This is a genomic window from Verrucomicrobiia bacterium (genome assembly GCA_035765895.1).
Taxonomy (GTDB): Bacteria; Verrucomicrobiota; Verrucomicrobiia; order Limisphaerales; family DSYF01; genus DSYF01.
Genome location: DASTWL010000029.1, coordinates 1 through 25,993, shown reverse-complemented (window position 1 = coordinate 25,993; position 25,993 = coordinate 1). Strand labels below are relative to the sequence as shown.

General features: G+C 62.7%; 13 protein-coding genes. 7 read left to right on the top strand and 6 right to left on the bottom strand.

The window, feature by feature from the left end; all coding sequences use genetic code 11:
* Nucleotides 1-98: 98 nt before the first annotated feature.
* Together VFV96_06120 and VFV96_06115 are read right to left on the bottom strand one after the other, a co-directional pair.
* The gene (locus VFV96_06120) at nucleotides 99-5,852 is read right to left on the bottom strand and encodes an autotransporter-associated beta strand repeat-containing protein (GenBank protein ID HEU5069971.1); all 5,754 of its coding nucleotides are present in this window, start codon (nucleotides 5,850-5,852) and stop codon (nucleotides 99-101) included.
* Nucleotides 5,853-6,029: 177 nt separating this feature from the next.
* Nucleotides 6,030-10,160, bottom strand: coding sequence for a LamG-like jellyroll fold domain-containing protein (locus VFV96_06115; protein ID HEU5069970.1), 4,131 nt, complete (start codon nucleotides 10,158-10,160; stop codon nucleotides 6,030-6,032).
* Between the two features lie 312 nt (nucleotides 10,161-10,472).
* Between VFV96_06115 and cysC the strand changes: the two genes are divergently transcribed.
* Entirely contained in the window at nucleotides 10,473-11,084 is a 612-nt protein-coding gene (cysC, locus tag VFV96_06110) for an adenylyl-sulfate kinase (GenBank protein HEU5069969.1), read from the top strand.
* Nucleotides 11,085-11,175: 91 nt separating this feature from the next.
* Here cysC and VFV96_06105 read toward each other — a convergent pair whose 3' ends face one another.
* Entirely contained in the window at nucleotides 11,176-14,379 is a 3,204-nt protein-coding gene (locus VFV96_06105; protein ID HEU5069968.1) for a LamG-like jellyroll fold domain-containing protein, read from the bottom strand.
* A gap of 594 nt (nucleotides 14,380-14,973) precedes the next feature.
* Nucleotides 14,974-16,530: a sulfotransferase gene (locus VFV96_06100; GenBank protein HEU5069967.1), complete on the bottom strand. Its 1,557-nt coding sequence runs from the start codon at nucleotides 16,528-16,530 to the stop codon at nucleotides 14,974-14,976.
* Nucleotides 16,531-16,676: 146 nt separating this feature from the next.
* Between VFV96_06100 and VFV96_06095 the strand changes: the two genes are divergently transcribed.
* From VFV96_06095 to VFV96_06070, 6 genes are all read left to right on the top strand, one after another.
* Nucleotides 16,677-17,447, top strand: coding sequence for a prepilin-type N-terminal cleavage/methylation domain-containing protein (locus VFV96_06095; protein HEU5069966.1), 771 nt, complete (start codon nucleotides 16,677-16,679; stop codon nucleotides 17,445-17,447).
* A 16-nt stretch (nucleotides 17,448-17,463) separates the two neighbouring features.
* Nucleotides 17,464-17,820: a hypothetical protein gene (locus VFV96_06090; GenBank protein HEU5069965.1), complete on the top strand. Its 357-nt coding sequence runs from the start codon at nucleotides 17,464-17,466 to the stop codon at nucleotides 17,818-17,820.
* Between the two features lie 763 nt (nucleotides 17,821-18,583).
* Complete coding sequence (locus VFV96_06085; protein HEU5069964.1) at nucleotides 18,584-19,432, top strand: prepilin-type N-terminal cleavage/methylation domain-containing protein; 849 nt, start codon at nucleotides 18,584-18,586, stop codon at nucleotides 19,430-19,432.
* A gap of 52 nt (nucleotides 19,433-19,484) precedes the next feature.
* On the top strand, nucleotides 19,485-19,877 hold the full coding sequence (locus tag VFV96_06080; protein HEU5069963.1) for a hypothetical protein: 393 nt from the start codon (nucleotides 19,485-19,487) through the stop codon (nucleotides 19,875-19,877).
* A 118-nt stretch (nucleotides 19,878-19,995) separates the two neighbouring features.
* Nucleotides 19,996-21,234 (top strand): hypothetical protein, encoded by a 1,239-nt coding sequence (locus tag VFV96_06075; GenBank protein HEU5069962.1) that lies wholly within the window; start codon nucleotides 19,996-19,998, stop codon nucleotides 21,232-21,234.
* Between the two features lie 113 nt (nucleotides 21,235-21,347).
* The gene (locus VFV96_06070; GenBank protein HEU5069961.1) at nucleotides 21,348-22,769 is read left to right on the top strand and encodes a Gfo/Idh/MocA family oxidoreductase; all 1,422 of its coding nucleotides are present in this window, start codon (nucleotides 21,348-21,350) and stop codon (nucleotides 22,767-22,769) included.
* A gap of 15 nt (nucleotides 22,770-22,784) precedes the next feature.
* On the opposite strand, the gene VFV96_06065 is transcribed toward VFV96_06070, so the two are convergent.
* Together VFV96_06065 and VFV96_06060 are read right to left on the bottom strand one after the other, a co-directional pair.
* Nucleotides 22,785-23,450, bottom strand: a complete 666-nt coding sequence (locus tag VFV96_06065) for a response regulator transcription factor (protein ID HEU5069960.1) — start codon at nucleotides 23,448-23,450, stop codon at nucleotides 22,785-22,787.
* Between the two features lie 59 nt (nucleotides 23,451-23,509).
* On the bottom strand, nucleotides 23,510-25,993 hold a 2,484-nt coding region (locus tag VFV96_06060), incomplete at its 5' end, for a two-component regulator propeller domain-containing protein (GenBank protein ID HEU5069959.1).

The window sequence follows — 25,993 nt, the reverse complement described above, 5'->3', positions numbered from 1 at the left end:
CGGCGCGCAAAACACGCGTCAAACTAACGCCACGAGATGCTGATGCTTGCCTTGCTGAACTGAGGTTTCCGAAGTCCCGCCGGCCCCGACGGAGCAAATCAAGGCGTTCCCAGACGATAGAATCGCTGCGGATGGTTGGTCGCGTCGGGATCGGCAAATTGCACCGCGCCGCCATCATCCGCCTGATTCGTTTTTAGCGGCAGCCATGTCGCGGAACTTAAGTTCGTGGTGGCCAGCAGCACATACGCTTCGTTGAAACCGCCTGTGGCCGTCAGGCTGAAGCCAGCTCCGGCCGACCAACCCAGGCCGGTGATCCCGGGCGGGATCGACTGTGGTGCGGCGACGACGAGGATGGTTCCGCTGGTCGCCAAGGCGGACGCGTCCCAGACTAGGTCGCTGGCCAACGGCGGCAGGTTGACGTTCGTGAATTCACCCATCCATGTGCCGGCATTGAACAACTTGAAGCTGTCGCCCGCCGCCAACGCTGCGGGCCCGAGGTTGGTGACGACCAGCGTGCCGCCCTGCGTGAGCGTGCCGCTGACCGATGCCAGGTCATTGGTGCGAACGCTGCCGGTTTTGCTGATTTCCATGACAGCGGTGCCCGACAGCAGGAGACTGTTGTTGATGGTCAGTCTGCCGATGCCGAAGTTGCCGGGCGTCAGGGTGCCGTTGTTCGTCACCGCGCCGTTGAGCACGCCCGTGCCACCGAGCGTGGCGCCGGGCGCAACCATCACGGAACTGCCGGAAGTCAGGGAGCCGTTCACCAACAGGGTGCCGGCCATCACGTTGACGGGGCGGGAAAAGGTGTTGGCGGCTGTCAGGCGCAGCGTGCCGGTGCCGGCCTTGATCAGCACGGCATTGGCGGCGTCGCCACTTGGCGAGGTGCGCAGCACGGAAGAAATGTCCAGGTCAATGCCCGAGGGCGTCGTGCCGGCCGCGACGTTGAACGTGGTGCTGCCCTGACGCAAGGGTGACAAGGGCACGCCGCTGATGATTGCCGTGGTGCCGGCGGCAAACGTGTTGAGCGTCGAGTTCCCTTGAAAAAAGTCCAGGTTGCCATTGGAGACGCCGGTGATGGTTCCGCCGGTCAGGTTGATGGCCGCGTTGCCGAGAGTCTGATTGCCGGTGCTGCTTACATAAACGGTGCCACCCACAATGTTCAACGGATTGATGACCGTGCTGTCGGCGTTGTAGCCGAAGCCATCGCCGGTGCTGATTTGCAACGTGCCACCGGGGTTGACCGTGACGGCGCCGCGAATGGGCCCGCTGCCGCCGCCGCCCCCGGTCAGATTCAGCGTGCCGCTGTTGATGACGGTTCCGCCGGTGTAGGTGGCACGGGTGGAAATTGAAACGGTGCCCGGGCCGTTCTTCATCAGCCGGCCGCTTCCCGAAATGACGCCGGAAATGGACTGGCTGCCCGCTCCGTCCAGCGTGAGGTCGTAGCCGCCGTTGTTGATGGCGCCGCTGAGGGTGAGCGTGCCGTTGCTGCTCACGAACGATTGAGGTGCGGCCAGCGTGGCGCTGATGCCCCAGTTGTTGTTCCCCGTCTGGTTGACCAGTCCCCACTGAAGCGACACGGCGTTGCCGGTGAGCGTGAACCCGCCGTTGTTGAAGACCACCTGACCCACGCCACTGAGCAGATCGTTGTTGTTGCCCGGCCGCAGGGCGCCTTGAAACACAAGCGAATCGCCGTTGGCGGGGAGGCTGGCCGTCCAGTTCGCGGGCGTGCTCCAGTTCGCGTTGGCGCCGCCGCCGTCCCAGACGCTCAAGCCATTGGTCGTGATGGAAATCGTTCCGTCAGCCGGAAGGTTGTTGGTGTTCCAGATCAAACCGCCGGGCAATAGCGGCAGGGTGACGCTGTTGAAGGCGCCCGCGTAGCCTGCCGCATTGAAAAGGGTGAACGTGTCGCCCGCGGCGAAGGCATTCGTGCTGATGTTGGCAACGATGAGTGTGCCGCCCAGGGTCAGTGGATTGCCGTCCGTCGTCGTGAGCACGCTGCTGGCGGGCGAGCCGCCCTTGTTGAGCGAGAGTTTCAAGGTGCCGCCCAGGCTGGCGCTGGAAATCGTCTGGCTGAAGCCGTTCAAGTCCAGCGTGGCGCCGGTGGAGATGGGCACACTGGCATTCGTGCCGAGGCAATCGGTTACGCCGCAAATCACGGTGCCTCCCTGAATTTTGACGGCGGCATTGCCGGACGCCGCCGCGCCTTTCAGCACGAGTGATCCGCCACCGCGCTTGTAGAAACCAAGGCTGCCCACGTTGAGCGGCCCGTTGATGGTGAAATCACCGGTGGCGGTGCTGGCGCCGGCATCAATCGAGACCGACATGCCGTAGCCCTTGCTGATGAACTGGACGTTGGCATCGCTCGCGGAACCGGACGCGGAGGCGCTGCACCAAAGTCCGTTTCCGGTGATGTCGAACGTGCCGATGCTCGCGTAGCCGGCGCCATATTGACGAATCGTGGTTGGAGCCGTCAGCAGGGCGATCTGGCCGCTGGCATTGTAACTCGTCCCGCCGGCGAGATGGAAGCCGGTCGGGGCGTTCGCGCCGGCGCCATTGATGGTGAGCCCGGTGTCGGCATAGCCGCCGCCGGTGCTGTAGCCCAGCTTCAGCGTGCCATCGGGCGCAACGGCGTAGGGGGTGTCGCCGGACTTGTTCTGAACTTCCAGCGTGCCGTCGTTCACGTTGAGGGGGCCGGTGATCGTGCTGGCGCCACTCAAGGTCAACTGACCCGTGCCAGTCTTGGTGAAGCCCTGCGTGCCGGCGACCACGGCGCTGAGGGTCGTGGTGCCTGCCTTGACCGCGAGGTTGGGCGTGCCGCTGCTCACGGCCAGCGTCAACGGGCCGCCCGAACCGGTGTTCAAAGTCCAGTTGTGCGGGGCCGCGAGGTTCAGATCATCAAAGACCAGCGTGCCATTCGTGCGGGCGCCGTTGAGCGAAACGGTTGGGCTGGTGCCCAGGCTCAAGGTGCTGAAGTCGGCCACTGCATCAATCCCGCCCGCAATCGATCCGGCCTTCCAGTTGCCGCTCGTGGTCCAGGAACCGCCGTTCCCGTTGGTCCAAATGCCGGATCCCGCGGGCGCGGAAACCAGCAGCACCGCCGCAGCGCTGGTAACGCCGTCGGCCGTCACCGTGTAGTCGCCAGCGTCGTTGTCACCGACGCTGGGAATCGCATAGCTCGCGTTGGTGGCGCCGCTGAGGTTGGTGCCGTTGCGTTGCCATTGGTAGCTGGCGGGTGCCGGGCCAATGACCGCAGCCGTGAATGTGGCCGGCAGACCGCCAATCACCGCGTTGGTTGCGGGGCTGACCGTGATGCTGGCGCCGCCGATGACGTTGGTGCCGATCAGGCTGATGCCGTCGAAGCTGGCCTGGTGAAGGTTGGGATTCAGGGACTGGACGGAATGGATGAACATGCCGGCGTAAATCGTGGCGCCGAAGTTGGCGAGGTTGGTGCGGTTCACCTGCGTCCAACTCGATCCGTCCATCGAGACGAAACTGGTGAAGGTGTCGCCGGTGCGTTGCAGTTTATACCACTGGTTGCCGCCGCCGAGATTGGCGGACCAGCGGTTCGCATCGCCGTTGCCATTGCGCATCGTGTCATCCTCGAAATAAGTGCCGCCGCCCACGGAACTGAACAACGCCGCAAACCGGGTGGAGCTGCCATCGCCCAACGGCTGACCGATGGTCGTGTTGGTGGTGCCGCGCAGAATGATGCCCGCGCGCCAGTCGCTGCCGGGAGAAATGCCCTCCGGGCCCGTGGTGTTGGGCGTGATGCCGGCCAGATGCGCAATGAGGGTGCAATCTCCAGTGACCTGGCGACTGAGCAGGTTCATGCCGTCGCCCAGCAGGCTCAGCGTGCCGTTTTGGATGCCCGCGCCGGAGGGGTAATTATGCATTTCCAGGGGCGACCAATACCACGGCGCCAACGACGCGTTGGTGGTGGCGATGCTGACCGGTTCCGAATCAATCGTGTTGGTGCCGTCATAAATCAGCCGCGCCCGGACGAGGTTTGTGGGCGCTGTCCAGATCATCGCATTGAATGCGTAGGGCGCCTGCGCGTCCTGGCTGATGACGTAATCCACCCCGCGGTTTGGGCGGGCGTAGTAGGAATAGTAGTCGGTCAGCAGAAACTGGACGCTGTTCATCGTCGCGCCGTTGGGAGTCACGGAGGCACTCAGGCCGGGCGCGGTGTTGAGCAACGTCGCGTTGTTGGCGGGCGCATTGAGCGTGATGGCCGGTTCGCTGCCGCTCGGGATGCGCGAGAACGCCGAGGCGGGCACATCCGCCGGCGCGATGCCGGGGCCTTCCCACGCCAGGCCGAGGCCGTCGGTGTAGGCGGTGGTGTTCACCGGATTGGCCGCCCCCTTGAAGAATTGCAGTGCAAACGAGTGTTTCCCTGCCGCCAGCGCGATGCTGCCGCTCTTGAACTGGGTCGAATCGTGCAACCCGTCGAAATCAATGACCGTTGTGCCATCAATGGTCAGCTTGCTGCCATCGCCCGAATGCAACGTGAAGGCGTAAAGCCCGTCGCTCGGTGCGGTGAGGTAGCCGGTGTAGGTGAAGCTGTAGTTCACGCGCCGTTGCCGCGGGCTGGCGTCCGGAAAGCTCACGGCACCGCGACGCTTGGGCGTGAGCGATGCGAAGTCGGGCAGGGTGGTCCAGTTGCCGGAGGACGCCTGGAAATACTGGTAGGCGAGGCCGGCGACCGTTCCGGTCGCATTCACCGCCGGGCTGAGTGCGGGCGTAGTTGGGGTGATCAGGATGGGCGAATTGGTGTTGAAAAAAATGTCCGAAATGGTCAGCCGGACGTAGGGGGTGGCGACGCCCGGGATGTTTAACAGCTTCTGTCGCGTCTCCGGTTCGCGGTCGGTGAACGTCACGACGGGCGAGCCGGTGTAGCCCGCGTTGTCAAAAACTTCGATGGTGTAGCCGAGCTGGGGCGAGCTCGTCAGCGGCAGATCCCATTGCACGAGCAACTGGGAATTGTGGACGCGCGCGCTGGAACTGCTGACGACAATGGGGTCGAAGACCGGTGCGGCCGGCTGGTCCGTCAGCGTGACCGTGTGCGGGTTGTTATACGAACCCGTGAAGCTGGGGCCGACGTCCGACTCCGCAAAGCTGGTCGCGAACGTCGCATCGGTGTTGGCGTAGGTGTAGCCGCCCGAGGTGAAATTGATGCTGTTGGCGCGCTGCCAGACGCCGTTCTTGTGATAGTAGCCGCCCGCGTGGGCCACCTTGTAATCGCCGCTGAAGCCGGTGAAGTTTTCCTGCCATCCGCTCATGCCGTTCACGCCCGTGACGGCGAACGGATACAGGAAGGTCGCGACGTGATACCAGTTGCCGCTGACCGGTTCCTTGATCCACATGCCCTGGTAGCCAAGATGCGGGGTGCCGTTGGCCGGCTGCCAATACCGCACCGCCTCGCGATACCACAAGTTGGCGTCAAACTGCGGCCAGAAGCCCTTGATGGCGCAACTGCTGCCCTCGCCGATTTGCGCGTAGCCCACCATGTTGGTGCCGGCGAAGACGGGAATCTGCTGCGAGTAGGGCGCAAAGCCGCCGTTCGCCGGCCAGCAAACGTATTGCACCAGCGTGCTCGCGCCCCCCTGGTTCTGGTGCGTGAAACCGCCGTAAAAGTAGCCCGAGCCGCCATCGGAACTGCTGTGCGTTTCTTCGTGAATGGCGTCGTAGATGCCGGGAGGAACATTGACCGAGCGATATTCCTGCACAATGCAGTCCGAACCGCTGGACACATTGTAGGCGTGATACTGGGCGTGGGCGGCCAGCGGCAGGACGGCGACGGCGCAAAACAGGGCGGCACGCCAGGGCTTGAGAGGTGGTTGGCGGAAACTCATGATTTGAAGGGAAAAACTTTAGAAGCGACGACCGCGCGCGGCCATACCACATTCTAGGGAGACGGCAGCGCTGGCAAGGTCAACGCCGACGCCCAACTCCGCACGAACCGGAAAAAAGTGTGAAAAAAGCGGCCGGAGATCGCTCTCCGGCCGCCGCGCATCGTAATAACGCTTTCGTCAGAACCCGACGCGATAGAACAACGCGGAGTTCGTCGTTGTCGGCACGCCGGAAGGCAGCCGCCACGCGGCGCTGGTGTTGCCACTTCTGACCGGCGCCCACGCGGCGGGTGCCAGTGACGGCGTGGCCTGCAATTGGCCCACGGGCCAGCTGAAACTCTGGCCGACGCCGGTGGCGTTGCCGAAGTTGTAGCGCACCTGCAGGGCGTTCGTGTCCACAATGGCATCACTGCTGAACACCGAGGCAACTTCCGAATCGTTCAGGATGCGATTGTAGATGCGGAAGTCGTCCATCTGGCCGTCCAACGCCCGCCAATAGTTGTCATGGGACCGGCCGAGTTCAATCTGCTGGTTGGTCGGCCAGCTCCACGTGGCGGTGTTCGGATTAGCGCCGTTGTTCACGCCATCCACATACAGGGTGATGGACCCGCCCGCAGCCTGGTCGTAGGCGACGGCGACGTGATGCCAGTTGCCATCCGCCACATAACCGCCCGTGTAGTTGTTGGCCGTGCCGGCGCACTGCACCTTGATGCCGCCACCATCGGCCAGCACGATGACCGTTCCTTTAGCCCCAGCGCCGGTCGTGCGGTGATCAACCAGCATGGCGGCTTCGGTGCCCGGGCCGGGGAGCGGCGCGTTCGCCCGCACCCAGAACATGATCGTGCCGTTGGTCGTGTCGAAGTCCGGGCTGGGCGGGATGACGAGTTGCCGGCCGTTCACGAACTGCTGCACGCCGCTGCGCAGAACCGAGTTCGCATCCGTGCTGCTGCTCAACCAGGCGGTTCCGTAGTTGAAGCCCGGATGCGGGGTGCCGGCGGGTTTGGAATCTTCGATGAGGCCGCCGGCGACCTGGCTCAACACCAACGGATTGTTGGCAAGCACGCCTTTGACCGCGTGATCGGCAATGCGCGCCGCCGCCAGAGCGGAGTTGTAAACAGCCACGTCGGCCATCGCACCGTTGAAGAACGTGTTGTTGTTGCGGATGTCCGCACCAATGACGGTCTTGATGGTGTTGAGCAATGGCACCAAGGTGCCGGTGGCCGAACCGACGAGCGCGCCGTCGATGTAGAGCGTGCAGGTGGTCCCGGCGCGCACGGCCGCCACATGATGCCAGGCGCCGTCGTTCACGAATTTGGACGTGATGGACGAATTGAAGTCCACCTGCGTCGTGTTGTTGCCGTAAACCAGCAGGTGCAACGTGCCGTTGGGATTGACGAGGAGCTGATACTCGCCGTTGTAGCCGTCCGCATCGCGCTGCTGGAGGATGACGCCGGACGTCACGGTGTTGGTCGTCTGAATCCAGGCTTCCAGCGTGAAGTCCGTGGTGCCGGACAGCGACGGGCCGGTGCCGCAATCGATGAACGCTGTGGCACCATCAAACAGATACGCCGTCTTGCCGGCGCTGAACCCTTGATAGGCCGGTGGCCGCGGGCCCGCAACGCCGAGCGTCAAAGCGCCGCCTTGGAGGCCGTCGTGCTCGCCCAGGTAATCATACGCCGTGCTGGGTGCGGCTTCGCTCAGCGGCCAGAGCGACTGCGGGCTGTCCTGCACCGCCGCGCTGGCGGCGACCCCGGGCGTGGCCACCGTCAGATGGCACGTGACGCTGGGCGCCGGTCCGTAATTGTTGGTGACGGTGACGGAGTAATCCGCGTCATCAGCGGCCGTGAGGGAACTCAGCACCAAGTTCGGGCTGTCCGTGCCGACGGGGATGGTGCCGTTCTTCTTCCACACGTAATGCAGCACCGGGTCGCCGGTGGCCACGACCGTGAGGGTGCGGCTGGAGCCGGCATAGGCATAGAGGCTTGTCGGCAGATTCGTCACGATTGACGGGGGCGTCGAGCCCGTGATGACCTTGAGGGTGCCGTCCACGGCCAGGTCGTCTTCCCAGGCCAGACCGTTTGCCAGCGTGGGCAAGGTGACGGTGGTGAACGCGCCGGCCAGGCCGAGCGGGGCGTTGAACAGGGTGTAGCTTTCCCCGAGCGCCGGAGCGGCCCCGAGATTCGTCACCACCAGACTGCCGCCCAAACTGAGCGTGTTGCCCCAGCAGGTCAGCACGGTGCTGTTCGGCGTGCCGCCCTTGTTAAGAGACATCCTGAGCGTGCCGTTGAGCGCGGCGTTGCTGACGCTCTGGCTGTAACCGTTGAGGTCGAAGGTGGCGCCGGCGCGCACGTCGAGGAAGGCGTTCGTGCCCACGCAATCGTTGGTGCCGCAAATGACCGAGCCCGCGAGCAGGCGCAGACCGGAATTGGTGCTCGTGGCCATCGCATTCAAGCGAAGCGATCCGGTGCCCTTCTTGTTCAAACCGCCGGAGAAGCTGTTGAAGTCGATGTTCAACGGGCCGTTCAGGATCAGGTCGCCGGTGGTCGTATTGGCGCCCGGGGTCGTGGTGATGACCATGCCGTAACCACCGCGGACCATCTGAATGTTGCTGTCAACAATTGAACCGGAGGCGGCGGCGGTCGTGGACAGGCCCGGGTTGCTGCCGATGTCAAAAATGTTGAAGGACGCGACGCCGGTGCCGTAGGTCCGGATGGTGGTTGGCGCGCCATTGATCACCACGCCACCGCTGACATTGTAGCTGGTGCCGCCCTTCAAATAGAGACCGGAAGTGGCCGCGGTGCCATCGCCGTAGAGTTGCAGGCCGGTCGCCGCGTAACCGCCGCCGGTGCTGTAGCCAATCTTCAACGTGGCGCCATTGGTCACGACATAAGACGAGTCGCCGCTCTTGGATTGCACCTCCAGTGTGCCCGCGTTGACCACGGTCTTGGCGGACGTAAAGCTGCCAACCAGGGTTAAGGCTCCAGCCCCGGCTTTGGTGAAGGTGTTGGTGCCCGTCGAGAGCGGGACGCTGATGGTGGCATCCGCGTTGGCCGTGATGGTGTTCGTGCCTTGCAAGGTGAGGGTTTCACCGGCCGCGTTGGTCAGCGTGTAACCGCCGCTTGCAAACGTCAGCGCATTGGCGACGATGTTGGTTCCAAGCGTGACGGTGTAAGGTCCGGCGCCGCCGACGCCGAAGATGGCCGAGTCAATGGCGTTCCAGTTGTAGTCCATTGAATCCACCCACCAGTTCATGCCGGCGTAGGTCCACGTGCCGGAGCCGTCCTGCGCCCCGGTCGTTGCGGTGTCCGCATCCCAGGTGGAGACATGTGGAGGAACCACCGTGACGCTGGCCACCGCGCCGGTAACGATCATTGAAGGATAAAAACTGCTGGCGGCGACGACGTCATACACGCCGTTGTCGGTCGCGGCTGCCGAATTGTTCGTATAGGACGCAAAGGTTGCTCCAGGGATGTTCGTGCCGTTGAGCCGCCATTGGTAGGTTAGGCCCACACCGATTATGCTGGCCGGCGGCAAAATCAGAGGCGTGCTGCTGGCCACCACGACATCGTTGGTGGCCGATCGCGTTACGATCGGCTGGTCGGTGATGATGAACCCGCACAACACCGACCGCGTGCCGGTCGTTCCTTTCAGGTCGCATTGCAGGCTCAGCACGTCGCCGGTGAATTCAACACTCTTGAAGCTCAAGCCGGCGGTGCCTTTGGCGGCCCCATCGACCGGTCCAGACCAGTCGTAAGGATGCCAGATGTAGGGGTAGGTCAACACGTCGGCGGTCACGCCGTCATTGACGTTCACATTGGCGAACGTCATCGGGTTGGCGTCTTCGGCGGCGATGGTTTGAATGACATAGCCGTGCGGGAACACGGTGCTTAAGCCGGAAATCGTGGCGGCCGGCGCCTGAAACACGCCGTTCCCGTCATCGAGGTAACCCCACAAGACTTCGGGGTCGCCGGGCAGGGGGGAATTCCAAGCTCCGGCAGGGGAATTCGTATCACCTTCCAGGGAGGAAATCCAGGTGTTCGGCGCACTCCAATTGACGCTGAGCGAACCCGCCGTTAAATCACCGTTGGCGGCGGTCTGGTAATCACTGGCGGGCGTCGTGAACCAGTTGGTGGCATCCACGCCAAAGGCGGTGGCGGTGACGGGAGCGCCGCCGTAGCCGTAAGTGCCAAACGCCCCCCAGAAGTTGATGCCGACGGTGGTTTGCGCCTGGCTGGCACCAAGCATCAATGCGGCCGCCGGCACGGCGGCCAGCGCGGTCTTGAGTCGCGGGGTTAATAGCTTTCGTTTCATTTGTTGTATTGGGTAGTTCGGGCAACGGGTTTTTGCAATCACCATCAAATGACTGCCGGTTCACGTAAACACGTCAGCCTCCTTTTGACGTGCCCGGTCAGTAATAACGCAGCGGTGTTCTTGTGTTCCATACCACGAATGGGGGAGTGCATGGGAAACTGGCGTTCAGTTTGTCACAAATCGCGCGCCTCATGCAATCGCAACGGAAGCTAAACATGCAGGCAATGGAATCTTGAAGTTTCCCGGGGGCGCGGCAGCATGGCCGCGCATCATCATGATCTTTGCCCGCGCAAAGCATCTCCGGCTACCGAAATGAACAATCTCCGGCAGAGGTGTGAAAGCCAGGTCAGCGCCGCCGAGCGGGCGGCGCGCAACGGTCATCGCGGCGGGGTCATCTGGCTGACGGGATTGTCCGGCGCCGGCAAAACGACGATTGCCCGCGAACTGGAGGCGGAGCTTTTTCGCCGTGGACGACAGGTCTATGTGCTCGACGGCGACCGCATCCGGCATGGCTTGAATCGCAACCTTGGCTTCTCGGCCGACGACCGTCGGGAAAACATCCGCCGGGTCGGTGAAGTGGCGCGCTTGTTCGCCGATGCCGGCATCATTTGCATCGTGGCCTTCATCTCCCCTTATCGCGCAGACCGCGATGCCGTGCGAGCGGGGCTGCCGGCGGGCCATTTCATCGAGGTCTTTGTCAACGCGCCGCTGGCCGTGTGCGAAAGCCGCGATGTGAAGGGGCTCTACGCCCGGGCACGGGCCGGCGAACTGGCAGACTTTACGGGCATCTCGGCACCCTACGAACCACCCTTGCGACCGGAGGTTGACCTGGCCACGGACCGGTTGTCGGTGCGGGAATGCGTGCAGCGGATTGTGGACCGCTGGGAGCACGAGGAAACCTCGGCGGGCGGCAAACCCGGTTGATGGGCGGCACCCAACGAAATTGGAAAAAGAAACGGCCGGGAAATGGTTCCCGGCCGTTTTTGATTTCTTCGGTTGTCAACCGCCCGCCGGATCAAGGCGTGGCGCGGAAGAACAGCGACGGCACGTTCGTGGGCAGGAAGGGGAACGCCAGTGCGGTGGCCCCGGTGACGGGCGTCCAAACCGCAGACGGCCCCAATGTGGGCGAACTTTGCAGTGTGCCGAAGGGCCAGGTGACGGTCTGCCCGATGCCGGTGTTGTCAAAGTTGTAGCGCAGCTTCAACGCATTCGCGTCAACGATGGCATCGCTGGCAAACACAGAAGCGACTTCGCTGTCCGACAACACGCGGTTGTAGATGCGGAAATCATCCATCTGTCCGTCAAAACGCTTCCAGTAGCCGTCGTGGGAGCGTCCCAGTTCGATTTCCTGGCTCGCCGACCACGACCAGGCGGATGAGTTCGGATTGCTGAGTTGCAGCACGCCATCGATGTAAACCGCGATGGCGCCGCTGGCGGACTGGTCGTAGCTGACGGCAACGTGGTGCCAGTTGTTGTCCGGCAGGTAGCCAACGCTGAAGCTGTTGGCGCCGCCGGCGCACTGCACCTCCAAAGCGCCGCTGTCGTTCAACGCGATGACGGTTCCTTGAGCGCCTGTGCCGGACGTGCGCCGGTCGATCAACATGGCCGCTTCAGTGCCGGGTCCGGGAATCGGGGCGTTGGCCCGCATCCAGAACGTGAAGGTGCCCACCGTCGAATTGAAGTCCGGGTTGGCGGGGGTCACGATCTGGCTCGGCGTGGCCGTGCTGAACTGCTCGACGCCCAGCCGGTTGGTGCCGTTGGCGTCCAGGATGGCGTTGGTCCAGATGCAACTGACGGCGACATTCACACCATGATGCAGCGTGCCGGCGGGCTTGGTGTCCTCGATGATGCCGCCGGGCGCCAGTCCCAATTCCAGCGGCGCGCCCGTGCCCACCATGAACAGCGTGTTGATTTCACTCTGGCTGAGGGCGCGGTTGTAAACGGCGGATTCGTCCAGCCGCCCAATGTAGGTCCGGTCGGAGCGTCCGGGTTGCGCGCCAAATTCAACGGGCGTGCTCACCGCCAACGCCGCGTGGCTGCTGGTGTTCACGGCCGAGCGCAACACCCCGCCATCGGACATGTAGAACGTCGCCTTGGTTGGCTCAACCACGAGAGCGACAAAGGTCCACTGTTCGGCCGGAACATACAGGCCGGAGCTGAATTCCCATTTGACGCCCTTCCAGTGGTAGCGCAGTTCGCCGTCGTTCACCATGTGGAAGCCGCCATCGCCCAGCCAGGCGAGGAAGCTCAGGTCGCTGCCGCTGCTCGGATCTTCCCGGTAAACCCAGCCGGTTACGGTGATGGTGTTCACATTCAGATCCGTCATTTGCGGCACGCTGACGTAACCGTTCGTCATTCCAACGGCGACGTTGCCGGCTTCCAGTCCCGGCGCGGCAGGTGGCCGTGGGCCCACCAGACCGATGGCGATTTGCGGGCTGCCGAGGCTGCTGCCGCTGTCGATGTAAGCGCCGGCCCAAGCCGAGCCGAGCGTGCCCAAGTTGGTGGCCAGGTTCTGCACAAATGCTGGTTCGCCAAGTCGCAGGTATGTAACCGGATTGTCGCTGGCGATCAGTGTGCTGTAGGGCTGCGCGGGAGAAACGCTCGTGCCGTTTTGATAGTGTGCCAGAATCTGTCCGGCACTCAGGGAGGTGCCATAAAAAGCCACCTCGTCAACGGTGCCAGCCCAATAGAAATTGCCGTCAGCCCGGCTGCCGACGGATAGAGGCCCGGCAGCGCCGGGGTAGTAAAGCCCCCCAACATCGGTGAAGGTGCCTACATTGGCGCCATTCACGTAAAGAGTAAGCGTGGTGCCGTCGTAGGTGGCGGCGAGGTGATACCAATTTCCCGCGACAGGCGCGCCGCCACCTGAAATTTCCATCGAGGTGGTGGTCCCGTTCAAATTATACGTCCGCAAATCCCAGCCGCCGGTCTGTTGGTAAATCAACCAACCCGCTCGTGGATTGCTGCCCACAAAGTCGCCACAGGACAATACGCACAAGTTGGCGCCGGTCGCCGCTGGTTTGACCCAGGCTTCGGCCGTAAAGGTGGTCGGATTTAATTCTGCAGCGTAGGGCACGAACATGCGTGAGTTCGAGCCGCTAAAAGCGGCGGCGGTGTTGGTGCTCGCCACGATTGCGCCCGCGACTGGGTGCGTGGCGTTGACATAAAGTCCGGTGCCAGCGGTGCCAAGCGAGCCTCCCGTGTTGGCGGCGGTGTCCTGGCCAATGGCGCCCGTTTCACTGTAACGCATCCACACCAGCGGTTTGGTCTGGGCCATGACGGCTTCGTAACTGCCGGGCGCGGGAACCGTGACGGTGAGCGTCGCCGAGGCGGAGGCCGTCGGGCCGACCGGGTTGCTGACGTCCACGGTGTAAGTGGCCGCATCGCCGGCGCTCGCGCTCGGAATGCTGTAGGTCGTGTTGGTCGCATCCGCGATGGCCACTGAATTGGATTTCCATTGGTAGGCCAATTGTCCGCCCGTTGCCGCCACGCTGAAGCTGACCGGATACCCTGGATAAACACTCTGCGAGCGCGGTGTCTGGGTGATGACCGGAGCCACCACATCCTGGATGGTCACGTGGGCCATCAGGCTGGTTGCGGCGCCGAAATTGTTGGTGACCACCACATCGTAGTCGCCGGTGTCATTCACGACTGTGCTGGCGTTGGTGTAGTTCGCATAATTGGCGCCCGGGATGTCCATGCCGTCATGCCGCCACTGGTAGTGGAGGGTGGGGGCGCCGGAGGCCCACGAACCGAGCACAAAGGAGCCGCCCGGATAGATGTCGCCGACCGGTGGTTGTGGATTGGCCTCCACCAAGGGCGGATTGTTGGTCGCCGGCGTGTAGGAGATGAGAATGCCGGCGAGAGTTGAGCGAATATCTGAGTTGGTTTTTGTCAGTCCTCGAATCGTTACTGAGTCGTTGGCGTTTAGGGTGACGAATGCGGTGCTGACGGTGCTGGTGCCGGCTAGTGGCCGCAGGTTTGACGTAAAGTCCGGGACGAAATTGTTCAAATACTGCAACGTGTTCGTCTCGGTCGCGGAAAATACATTTACGTTCTCAAAACCCGTCCCGCCGTCGGTGGATGCAATGGTCGTTACCGTATAATCGGAAGCAAAGGAGCGAAACCCGGACAGGGTTACCGAATAACCGTAATCCGTGTCGTCCAAATAACCGTAGATGACTTGATTGTCACCTGCCGTTGGGATGGAGGCTGTCAAACTCCAGGTATTCTTGCATGACCAAGCCATGCTCAAGTTTTGACCACCAGGCAAAGTGAAGGTTGCATTGGTGGAGACGGGGGTGCCGGAGGAGTTTGCTATTGACGGCACATTGATCCAATCGGCCAGTGCAATTCCGAAAGCGGATGTGTCTGTTAACGGCGCGTAGGGTGAACCATTGTAGTTGTCCTGGAAGTTGAGGCCGACCTGGGCGGCTTGGGAGGCCCCCAGCATCAGGGCCGCGGCCGGGACCGCCAGCAGGGCTTTGCCGAACCGCGGTATGCATTGTTGTCTTTTCATCGTGGGTTAGTTTGTTGCTTGTGCGGGTTGGGTTGTTCCGTCGGGCGGGCCGGCTTCCCCAGCCGTTCGCAGCGGATATGGCGGGCGGACAGGTTTGGCGCGGGCACCGAGCCCAACGGGGATTTCATTCGTGAACAACATTCCCATGAAAAGCCGCGGCACGGCTGCGCCGCCGCAATTCTCGGGAGAAGTTTCAAAGTCAACTTATCTGCTGCTAAGAAACCCTAGAATACCACAAAAGGGGGAGATGAAGGGGGACTTCAAGGGGGACAAGCGGCGCGCCGGCCGGCATCGTCAATCGTAACCAAACGCGCGGCAATACGGCGCCAGCCTGGCTTGCACCGGCGCCAGCGCCTCGGCGTAACGCTGCCAGCGGCCCACGGCCCGGCGGTAAACCGGCTGGGTGACATCGTGGTAGGTCGGGGCGTAAAGCACCTTGCGCCGCGCCGTCTCGTAATAGCGTTCCTGGTCGCCGCTCCACGACAGTCCGAGAAATTCCGTCACCTTGCGGCCTTCGGTCGCCAAGTCCGCGACGACGTCCTCGTAGCGCGTCTCAATCCAGTCGAATCCACCGAGCTCACGCAACCGAAGCCACACGTCCATTAGATCCGCATAATGCCGCGCGGTGCGTTCCAGGCTCAGGAAGTTCACGTTGGTGGTGTTGAGCATGATGTTCAGAAAAAAGCAACTGATGAGCACATCCCGCGGGTCGCGCAGCGCGATGATGACTTTCAGCTCGGGAAAAATGCGCAGCCACAAGTTCAGGGACATCGTGGGTGAGGGGTTTTTGTCCAGCAGCACCCGCGCGGTGGGGGTGGCCGGGATTTCGCGCAGCAGACTGCGCACGTAACGGCTCCGCAGGTCGGCGCGGCGCGCGGCGGGCAGCGCGTCAAGCGCGGTGACGGTCAAGCTCGCGCCCTGTGGCGGGGCGAGGCGATTGGCGATTTCCTGCGTGAAGGACACCGGCTCGTCAAACGCGAGAACATCGGGATGCGCATCGAGGATTTGTTCCAGCAGCGTCGTGCCGCTACGTGGGTGTCCGCCCAGAAACGCAATCTGGTAACGCTCGTCCGGGGCCGGGGCTTCGGCGCGCCAGTGCCGGATTGTGTCCGGCGTCATCTGGGCCAGCAACGCGCGCCGCCGCCGGTCGGTTTCGTCATACGCGCGTTCGAGCTGGGTGGTGTCCGTGATGGTGCGGACCTGCGCTTTGGCCTCGAGGAGCCAGTGGAGCGCCTCCGCGTATTGCCCCAACTGGTCCAGCACGATGCCGAGCAAATGCCGGCTGGCGTATTTGACGTAGGGATATTGGGGGTCGTCACGGATCAAATCGCGCAGTTCCTGTTCGGCCTCCGCCGCGCGCTTTTGGCGGTGCAGCAAAAAGGCGCGAAAATAGCGGACCTGGTCGTCGTGCGGATGGCGGGCGCGGCACGCTTCCACGCATTCCCACGCTTCGTCGAGCCGGCGCTCCTTTTCGAACCAGACGGCGAGATTGATGCGGGCGTCCACGGAATCCGGGGCCACGCGGACCGCATGCTCGTAACAGGCGCGGGCATCGTCGAGCTGGCGCAGCCCCTGATATTGCTGGCCGATCATGCCGAGCAAACTGGCGTTGTGCGGAGCGAGTTCGCGGGCGCGGCGGTAGGCTTCATTCGCGAGGGCAAAATCCAGTTCGCCGGCAGCGGCGTTGCCCAGTTCAAACCATAATTCCGGAATCGCGGGGTAACGCCGGGCCAATTCCCGGTAACCCGCCAGCGCCGGTCCGAAGCGGCCGCCCAGCAATTGCTCCTGGGCCTTCTGCCAGCGGGCGCGGTCTCCGGGGGAGCGTTGCAACTGGTTCAGCGTGCCCTGCATGGCCGCGACAGTAGCGGGCGCCCGCCGCCGAATCAGTAAAATTGGATGGTCACCCCCCAAATGTGGTATTATTAAAGGGCCGCATTTAATTTAAAGTCGTGTCGTCGCCCAAGTTTGACTAAAGAACCAAGACACCAAGCCCACCCATGAATGCATTGCGAACCCATCGCTCCATTGCTCCCGCAAAGCCCGCCGCCTTCACCCTGATTGAATTGCTGGTGGTCATTGCCATCATCGCCATCCTGGCGGCGATGCTGTTGCCGGCCCTGGCCAAGGCCAAGGACAAGGCTCAACGGACCACCTGCGTGAACAACGAAAAGCAAATCATTTTGGCGGCACACATGTATGCGGGAGACAATCAAGACACCCTGCCTCACCCGAACTGGAATCCGCCTTGGATCCAGGGATGGCTTTATGACGGGAGTGCGGGCAGCCCGCCGAATCTTTCCGCGGCGCCCTACAATGTGAATCCAGCCCTGGCGTATCAGGGTGGGTTGCTCTGGCCTTACATCAAAGCCATTGGTGTTTACAAGTGCCCCACCGATATGTCCACCACCGCGCCGGGCTACGTGGCCCGGCCGAACAAACTTTCGACGTATGTCTGGAATGGCGCAGTCTGCGGTTTTGGCGCAAAGAACACCGGATTTAAGCTGACCCTGTTCAAACAGGATGCGTATATCGGGTGGGAGCCCAATGAATACACTCCGTCGGGCGTCACGGCTTACAATGATGCTTCGAGTTATCCAGATCCCGCGGCGGATGGCGCCTTGGGGCGCCGGCACGGAAAAAGCGGTGGCATTGTCATGGGCGTCAGCGGCAATGTGCAATTCGTGAAATATGTGGAGTGGGCGCAGATGGCGCAAAGCCCCGTCAAAAACAGCGTGTGGTGCAATCCGGGTTCGGTAAACGGCCGGTGACGATTATTCTTTGGCCATGAAAAAACTAGTCTTGCATGCCTGGCTGCTGGTGGTGGCGGGAGTTGTTTTGTCCGGGTGCGGCAACGGCGCCTACGAATTGAGCGCACAGGAAAAGGCGGCCTTCAACGATGCCAAGCCGGAAATCAAGACGGCTTGGGAAAACGGACGGAAGGCGGACTCGGCCAACGATTATCTGGGCGCCAGCACCGATTATCGTGCATTGTTGAGTCAGCCGATAACCCCCCAGCAACTTGTCGCCGTGCAAACCGCTTTGGACGGTTTGAATCAGCGCATGAACGAGGCGGCGGCCAAAGGTTCGACGGCGGCAAAGAATGCGCTCGACGCCTTAAAAAAAGAGGCGCCTCGCAGATAGCCGATGGTTCCGGGAATGCCGTCAAAGATGCTGCCACGACAGCCTGAAACCTCCCCGGCTTGGCGCTCAATCCATGGCCGGGCAGGGTGATGTGAACATTTGTTCGAGGTGCCGCCTGGTCCAGCGGGCAGTCGTTTGGGATTATCGGCGATCGTTATGCCCAGGAAGGCAGTGAGCGAAAGCGGAGGCATTGATTCTACGGCAACCGGCCCGGGATCATGGCCATGAGGCCAAGGCCAGCAACCCTCTGGAACCGCTCCGCCGAACCACCGTTTCGGGTTGGCCAGGCTGGGAAAATAATGGCGACAAGCGCTTTTCACACCTCAAGTTTGCTGAGCCGTTGAGCGGCGTCTGCCGCCAAAACTCTCCGTGATCGGCAGTCCATCGTTGCCGGCTCGCGCGTTCTGAGCGCAAGATGGCTGAACTGCTTGGGCGTGAAGCCCCGTCCTTTGGCCGAGCCCAAGTTGAAGGGCACGGCGGCCGCGGACAAGCCTTCGCAAGCCCCGCACAATTCAGGGCGGCCTCCTCCCCCAAACTTGGTATTTGGCGGGACATGCTTCTCTGTTACAAAACGGCCGCTTGAGGCAGGGCCGCACGCGCGGCTTGGGTTGCCCAAGGAGGAGCTGAAGCCGCTGACATCGGACAGTCGTTTGCGTCTGCCCGTGGTTGCGTGCGGTTCAATTCTGGCATGAATGGGCACACTGCTGCCGTTTGCATGAAAAACTCAACCCGTTTTTTTGGCGTCCGCATGGGGCGGACTGCCGTGGAAACATCCTCGAATCGTTGCCCGCGTCCAACGCCTCCGGGGCGCCACCGCCGACCGTCACCCGTCGGTGCTTTCACATTGATCGAGCTTTTGGTGGTGATTGCCATCATCGCCATTCTGGCGGCCATGCTGCTGCCGGCCTTGGGCAAGGCCAAGGCCAAGGCGAAGGACATCCAGTGCGTGAACAACAGCAAGCAAATCGGCCTGGCCATGACCATGTATGTCAGTGACGCGGATGGAAAGCTGATCAGCTACAGCGACCCCAGCGGCGCATACGCGCTTTGGATTGGCCGTCTGCAAAACAATTACAGCGCCATCACGCAATCGCGCATCTGTCCGACCACGCAGGATGCCAGCCCGTGGGTGCAGCAGGGCGACGCCGCCTACGTTGGGTTTGGCACCGCGGATTACACCTGGAACTGGGGCGTGTTTGGTCCGCCTTACCATGGGAGTTACGCCATCAACACATGGTGTTATTCCGGGCTGTCCGCGGGCAGTTCGGCGCCGCGCTTCTACTACGACAAGGAAGCCGCCATCCTGCACCCCACCACGACGCCATATTTCAGCGACTCCACATGGGTCGATGGCGGCCCGCTGGAAACCGATCACCCGGCGCGCAACCTGCACGGCGGCGGTGACGCCAACGGCATGCAGCGTTTGACAATCGCGCGTCACGGCGCGGGCAACGCCGCGAGTGCACCGCGAAACGTTCCTGCCGGCGCCAAGATGGTTGGGCGGATCAACGTGGGCTTTACCGACGGCCACGTGGAGCCGGTCCGACTGGAGGATTTGTGGAAGCTGACGTGGCACAACGGCTGGATCGAGCCGGTCACGCGACCACAATGAAGACCACGCCGTTCAACCTCCGACAAAACCTCTCCGGTTCGTGCGTTCATTTATGAAGACCAAACCACGTTGGGATGTCGCTCGGTTCGGCGCGCGCGTGCTGGCGGTTGCCCTGTTGGGGTGCGCCTTGCTCAGCGGTTGCCACCGCCCGTCCGGCACGGACGGAGCCGCTGTGTTTGCCAATGCCATGCCGGAACTCAAGCAGGCTTGGGATGCCGCGGCGCGGGCGGACCAGGCGAATGATTACGTGACTGCGGTGCTCGGCTACAAACAACTCCTGCGGCAGCCGGATCAGCTCAAACCTGAACAATTCAAAGCCGTCGAAGAGGCTTCGGGAAAGTTGTATCAACGGCTCGTGGCGGCGGCGCAGGCAGGCGACGCGCCGGCGCGCCAGGCGATTGCAACGTTGGGGAATTTGGACCGCCAGTCAAATATGGGCCGCTGAGGCGTGCGGGCTGAAGGTCGATGAATCCCGTTGAATGCCGCACCTGGCTCCCGCGTCGATTTCCCGATTCATCAAAAAATGCCGGTTTGGACACGAACACTGATTTCACATGCGCATCATGGACTTTCCTCTCACCACGGTGCTCGCCCTGTTGGCGGGCAGTTCGACGGCAACGACGGCTTTGGCGGCGGATGAGGCCGTGCGGCCGACCGCGGCCGATCCGCGCGTGACGTATGCCAGACAGGTGCTGGCGGCGTATCAGCAGGGGGCGCCGCGCAATCACCGGGCGCTGCACGTGGCCTATTTTTGTCCGACGGATTGCACACCGGCTCCGGATTATCAGGCGCGCCTGACGCAGGTGCTGGAGGCAATTTCCCGGTTCTACGCCACGCAGATGCGCCAATATGGACTGCCCTCGGACGGCATCCCGCTCGACACCAACACCGCCGGACAGGTGGTGGTTCATCTCGTGTCCGGCAAACATCCCGCGTCCGAATACTCGGAGGCAAAGTCGGCGGATGAAATCCGCAACGACGTTCAGCCGGTGATGGAGGCGGTCGGCGTGGAACTGCGCAACAACCACGTCGTGGTGTTCACGCGTCTGGGTCATTTCGACGGGACGAACACGTGGCACAACAGCCCTTACTGCGGCATGGGCTGGGCAAACAGCGGCTTTTGCTGGCAGTTCGATTCCGACCTGTTGTCCGTCCCAAATTTGCTGGTCACCAACCGGTGGGTCACGGACCGGCAATACGGCCACATCACCTTCGGCCGTTACAACTCCATTTTCATTGGTGGCACCGCGCACGAGCTGGGGCATTGTTTCGGGTTGCCGCACAACAGCCAAAGCGACGAAGACCTGCGCACGCGGGGCCACGCACTGATGGGCGACGGCAACCGCCATTTGCGCGAGGAACTACGCGGCGAGGGCAAAGGATCGTTCCTCACCCTGGCGCACGCACTGGCCCTGGCGGCCAACCCGCTCTTTTCGCACGTGGAGAAGGGGCTCGATGAAAAATGGGAATGCACGCTGGACCAATGCGAGACGACCGTGACCAACGGGACGGTGCGCATCGCCGGGAGGTTCAAATCCAACCAGCCGATTTACGGCGTCATCGCCTACCGCGATCCGACCGGGCATGGCGATTACGACGCGCCCACCAGCGTGGGCACGGTGATGCCGGACGACACGTTCTCCATCACGTTGGATTCCCTGCCGAACGCCAAATCCGACGGTGAAATCCGGGTGTGCTTATTGAGCGCGAGCGGCCAGCACTTGAACGCTGCCAAGGCAAGCCGGGCGACGTTCAGTTACGAGGTCGATGCGGATGGACGGGTGGAGGTCCAGCGGAAGTAGTCCGGCGCTCACCCAAATGTGGTATTTGGCCGCCGCCCGTCCTGGCCCAGACTGTCATCAATCGGCTGCCACAACCACGACACGGTTTTGCGCCGACAACTGTATTGCCAATCATGAACCCGAAGGAAAAAGGATTTCTGCATTTCAGCCGCCGCGGCTTTCTCAAGACCATGGGTTGGGTCGGAGCCGGTCTCTCGGCCGCCGGACTGGCCCGGCCCGCGGCCGCGGGTCAGATCCGGTTTGAAAACACGGGCCTCCGTCCGCGCCGCAGTGGCGCGCGCTACATGGGCGGCTTCGCCGCGCCCCAATTGGAGAAGGTGCGCTGGGGTGCCATCGGAGTGGGGGCGCGCGGCAGCGGGCACGTGGAGCAACTGGCACAGATCGAGGGCAGCGAAATCGTCGCGATTTGCGATTTGTATGAGGACTGGGCAAACCGCAGCGCGGCGGGCGTCGAAAAGCTCGGCAAACGCCGGCCGGATTTGTATTTCGGTTCGCCGACCAAGTATCACGAGATGCTGGCGCGCCCGGACATCGACGCCGTCGTCATCGCCACGCCGTGGGAGGAACACGCGCCCATGGCGATTGCCGCGATGAAGGCCGGGAAACATGCCTTTGTCGAAGTGCCGCTGGCGTTCACGCTGAAGGACCTCTGGGACGTTGTGGACACATCCGAAATGACCGGCCGGCATTGCATGATGATGGAGAATTGCAACTACGGCCGCGAAGAGCTGTTGTTCCTCAACATGACGCGCCAGGGCGTGCTCGGTCACCTGCTGCACGGCGAGGCGGCGTATTTGCATCCGTTGCGGGAGCAGATGATGGAGGTGGATCGCGGCACGGGCAGCTGGCGCACGAAGTATTATTCCCAGGCCAACGGCGGGAACTTGTATCCCACGCACGGCCTGGGACCGGTGGCGCAATACATGAATCTGGCGCGCACCGAGGACATGTTCGAGCGCCTGGTGTCGTTTGCCACCCCGGCATTTGGCCGCGCCGAGTTTGCGCGCGAACATTTTCCGCCGGACCACAAGTGGAACAAGATGAAGTTCGAGTGTGGCGACCTCAGCACGCAGATCATCAAGACCCGGCTGGGCCGCACCATCATGGTGCAATGGGACGAAACGAGTCCGCGGCCCTACTCACGGCACAACCTGATCATGGGCACAAAGGGGATGCTGGCGGGTTACCCGTCGCGTGCGGCCATCGAGGGGCGCGGCTCGTATCACGAATGGAAGGAAGACGAGGAGTTTGAAAAGCTCTACGCCGAGTTTGAACATCCGCTCTACAAGCGCATGGGCGAACAGGCGGTGAAGATGGGCGGTCACGGCGGCATGGATTTCATCATGCGCATGCGCATGGTCGAGTGCCTGCGTCAGGGCGAACCGCTGGATCAAAATGTTTACGAGGGCGCGCTCTGGAGCGCCGTGCGTCCCTTGAGCGCCAGGTCGGAGGCGGAGGGTGGTGCCCCGCAGGCGTTCCCTGACTTCACACGCGGCGATTGGAAAACCACCGCGCCGCTGGGCATCATCGCTTGAAAAACAGGGGCCGCGTCAGTGGCCCAGGTATTTCAATACCGCCTCGGTGCGGCTGTGCACGTGCAGTTTTTCGTAAATCGTGCGCAAATGCGTGCGCACGGTTTCGAAACTGATCTTCAGGTGGTCGGCAATTTCCTTGTAGGCATAGCCCTTGGCCAGGGCGGCGAGAACTTCCCTTTCCCGGTCCGTCAGGTTGCTGACGTCCGCGGATTTTTTCTGGTCGCCCGGCAGTTCGTTGATCTTCTGAAAAAACTGCACCACGCGGCGGGCGATCTGGCGCGACATCGGGGCGCCGCCGTCGTTCACTTCGCGGATGGCTTCCAGCAGTTTGTCCCGCGGCGTGCGCTTCAACAGGTAGCCGGTGGCGCCGGCCATGAGTGATTTGAAGATTTGCTCGCTGTCCTCGTAAACCGTGAGCATCAACACCGGCAGGCCGGGGGCCAGTTCCTTCAACTGCCGGACGCATTCCGTGCCGAGCATGCCCGGGAGATTGATGTCCATCAGCACCACGTCGGGACGATTGGCGGGAATGTTGCGCAGGGCCGCCTTGGCGTCCGGATACGCCGCCTGACAATGGAATCCGTCCGAACCGTTGAGCATCGCCGCGAGATTCGTGCGCAGGTTCGGGTCGTCTTCCACCAGGGCAACTTGAATGGCTTTTTCCACCTTCCGTTTGTTCATACCTCAAAATTTATGTGCCTGACCATACCACATTCAGGGTAGTTCTGTCGGCGTTTGGATTACGGTGCGAGCGGGAAGGTGAACAGCACCCGGGTTCCCTTGCCGGGCGCGCTGGTCACGCGCGCCTCGCCGCCGTTTTCGGCCAGGCGGGCGCGCATGTTGTCCAGGCCGTTGCCGCCCGTTGTGGTTTGTCCGGGCGTGAAGCCGCAGCCATTGTCCTCGATCTGCACGGTCACCTGATGATCCTGGCAGGCAATGCGCAGCCAGACCTCGGTGCCGTGCGAATGCTTGAGGGCGTTGTTGAACGCTTCGCGGACGGCCAGAAACACGTCATGGCGGATGTCCGCCCGCAGGGGCAGGGCGGGGAGCGAGGGCGGCACATCCTGCCAGCAACGCAGGCTTGTGTATTCAAAGAATTCGTCGCTGAAGCGGCTGACGTATTCCACAAAGCTGGCGAGGTTGTCGTTCTTCGGGTTCGTGGCCCAGACGATTTCGTCCAGCGACTGCACCGCCACGCGGGCGCGGTTGCCGATGCGCTCGAGCCGGTTTTTCACCTGTGACTCGTTCTCCGTTTCATTCAGACCCATGTCGCTCAGCTGGGAAACCTGGGTCAGGATGCCGCCGATTTGGTCGTGCATGTCCTTCGAAATGCGCAGCCGTTCGCGTTCGATGGCGTTGAGCATTTGCAGCCGGGCGAGCCGCACCTTGTAACGCCGGCGCATGATCCACCAGACGCCGCCGGCGAAGAGGCCCAGCAACGCGAGGCTGCCGGCCACGCGGAATCCGGTGCGCTCGTAGAAGAAGGGCAGCACCGTGACGGCCAGCGTCGTGGAGCGCGGATTCCAGAGGCCGTCCGCGTTGCACGCCTGAATGCGGAAGACATAGTCGCCGGGCGGAATGTGCGGGTAATACGCCACGCGGCGGTCGCCCGCCTCCGTCCAGGCGTTATCCATTCCTTCGAGCTTGTAGCGGAAGCCGATCTTGTCCGGGGCCGAGAATTGAATTGCGGTGTAGTGCAGTTCGATGTCGTGGCCGCCGGGAGCAACCGTCAAGCGCCGGGCCGGCGGTGGTTCGCCGTCGGAGTTGCCGGACGCGATGGTGTTGGTTGCGGGACGTTGGGCCCGGCCGCTGACGAGACAATCTTCGAGCAATGGCTGGGGCAGCGGCGCGGGGTCGGGCTTTTCGTCCGGATTGATGAAGACCAGTCCCCGGACCGTGGAGATGCAGATCAAGCCGGACTGGGTCTTCAAGCCGGCGGGGCAGAATCCGCCGGAACATTCCTCGGCCAGCATGCCGTCATTGATGCCAAGGGAGCTGGCGTGCACGAACGAGCGCCGGCCGGCGGCGCATTCCAGCAGATCGGTTTTGCTGACCTTGTAGATGCCGCGGCTGCAACCCAGCCACAGGTTGCCGTGATCGTCCTCCACGATTTGCGACACGGTGCGGACGCCGAGGCCTTGTTCGGCGGTGAAATTGAAGATGGCACCGTCGCGGCGGAAACTCAGACCACCGCCGGCCGTGCCAATCCACAACACGCCATCTGGATCGCGATACAGCGTGCGGATGGCCAGACTCAACAACCCGTTGGTAACCGTTTCCGCGACTTCGCCGTCCGGCGTGACGCGGACCAGTCCGCCGACCAGTCCGCCCACCCATAGCGAGCCGTCGGGCTCGGGCGCCAGCGCCGTGATGGCGGCGCGGGCCACGCGCCGTGGAGATTCCTGAAAGCGGCCCTCGTTCCAGTGAATCAAGCGGCCCCGGGTGGTGCCCACCCAGATGCCGTCCAGACCGTCGTTGGCCAGCGCGGTGACGTAGGCGTTTTCCAGCCATGGCAGGTTGGTATAGCAGCCCGCGAGACGATCGTTTTTCCAGTTCAACAGCGCACCCGAACCGCCCCACCAAACGCCCTGCCGGGGGGTGGCCAGAACCGATTCGACGCTCGCGTAAAAATAGACGATGGGATCCGGCCGGAACGGCTCGAAACCGGTCAGGTTGCCGCGATAAATGCTGCCGCCAATCGTGCCCACCCAGAGCGTGCCGTCCGCCGTTTGCGCCACGGAACGCGTGAAGTCGTTGGTCAACCCTTGCCGGGCTGAGATGACCAGCAATTTGCGCCGGCTCAGGCGGTTCAATCCGCCCGTGCGCGTGCCCACCCAGAGATTGCCCTCGCGGTCACAATACAACGAACGGATGTCGTCGGCGGAAAGGCCGTCGGTGTGCCGCAGCACACTGAACCGCTGGCCGTCGAAGCGGTAGAGCCCGTCGTCGAGCGAACCGGCCCAGAGGGTGCCGTCGGCGCCCTGCGCGAGGCTCGTGATGTAGGCGAAGGGCAGGCCGTCCTCCTCGCTGAACACCCGCCAATGGCTGGCCTCGCGGCAGAGCACCTTGCCGTTGCCGATGCTGACCCACAGCCGGTTTTGGCGGTCCTCGAAGACGATGTGGGGCATGATTTTTTCATACCCTGGCGGGCCGGCGCATGGTTCGAGCCGTCCGTCGCGCCAGGTCAACAAGCCTTCCGCCGACGTGCCGATCCACATGGTGCC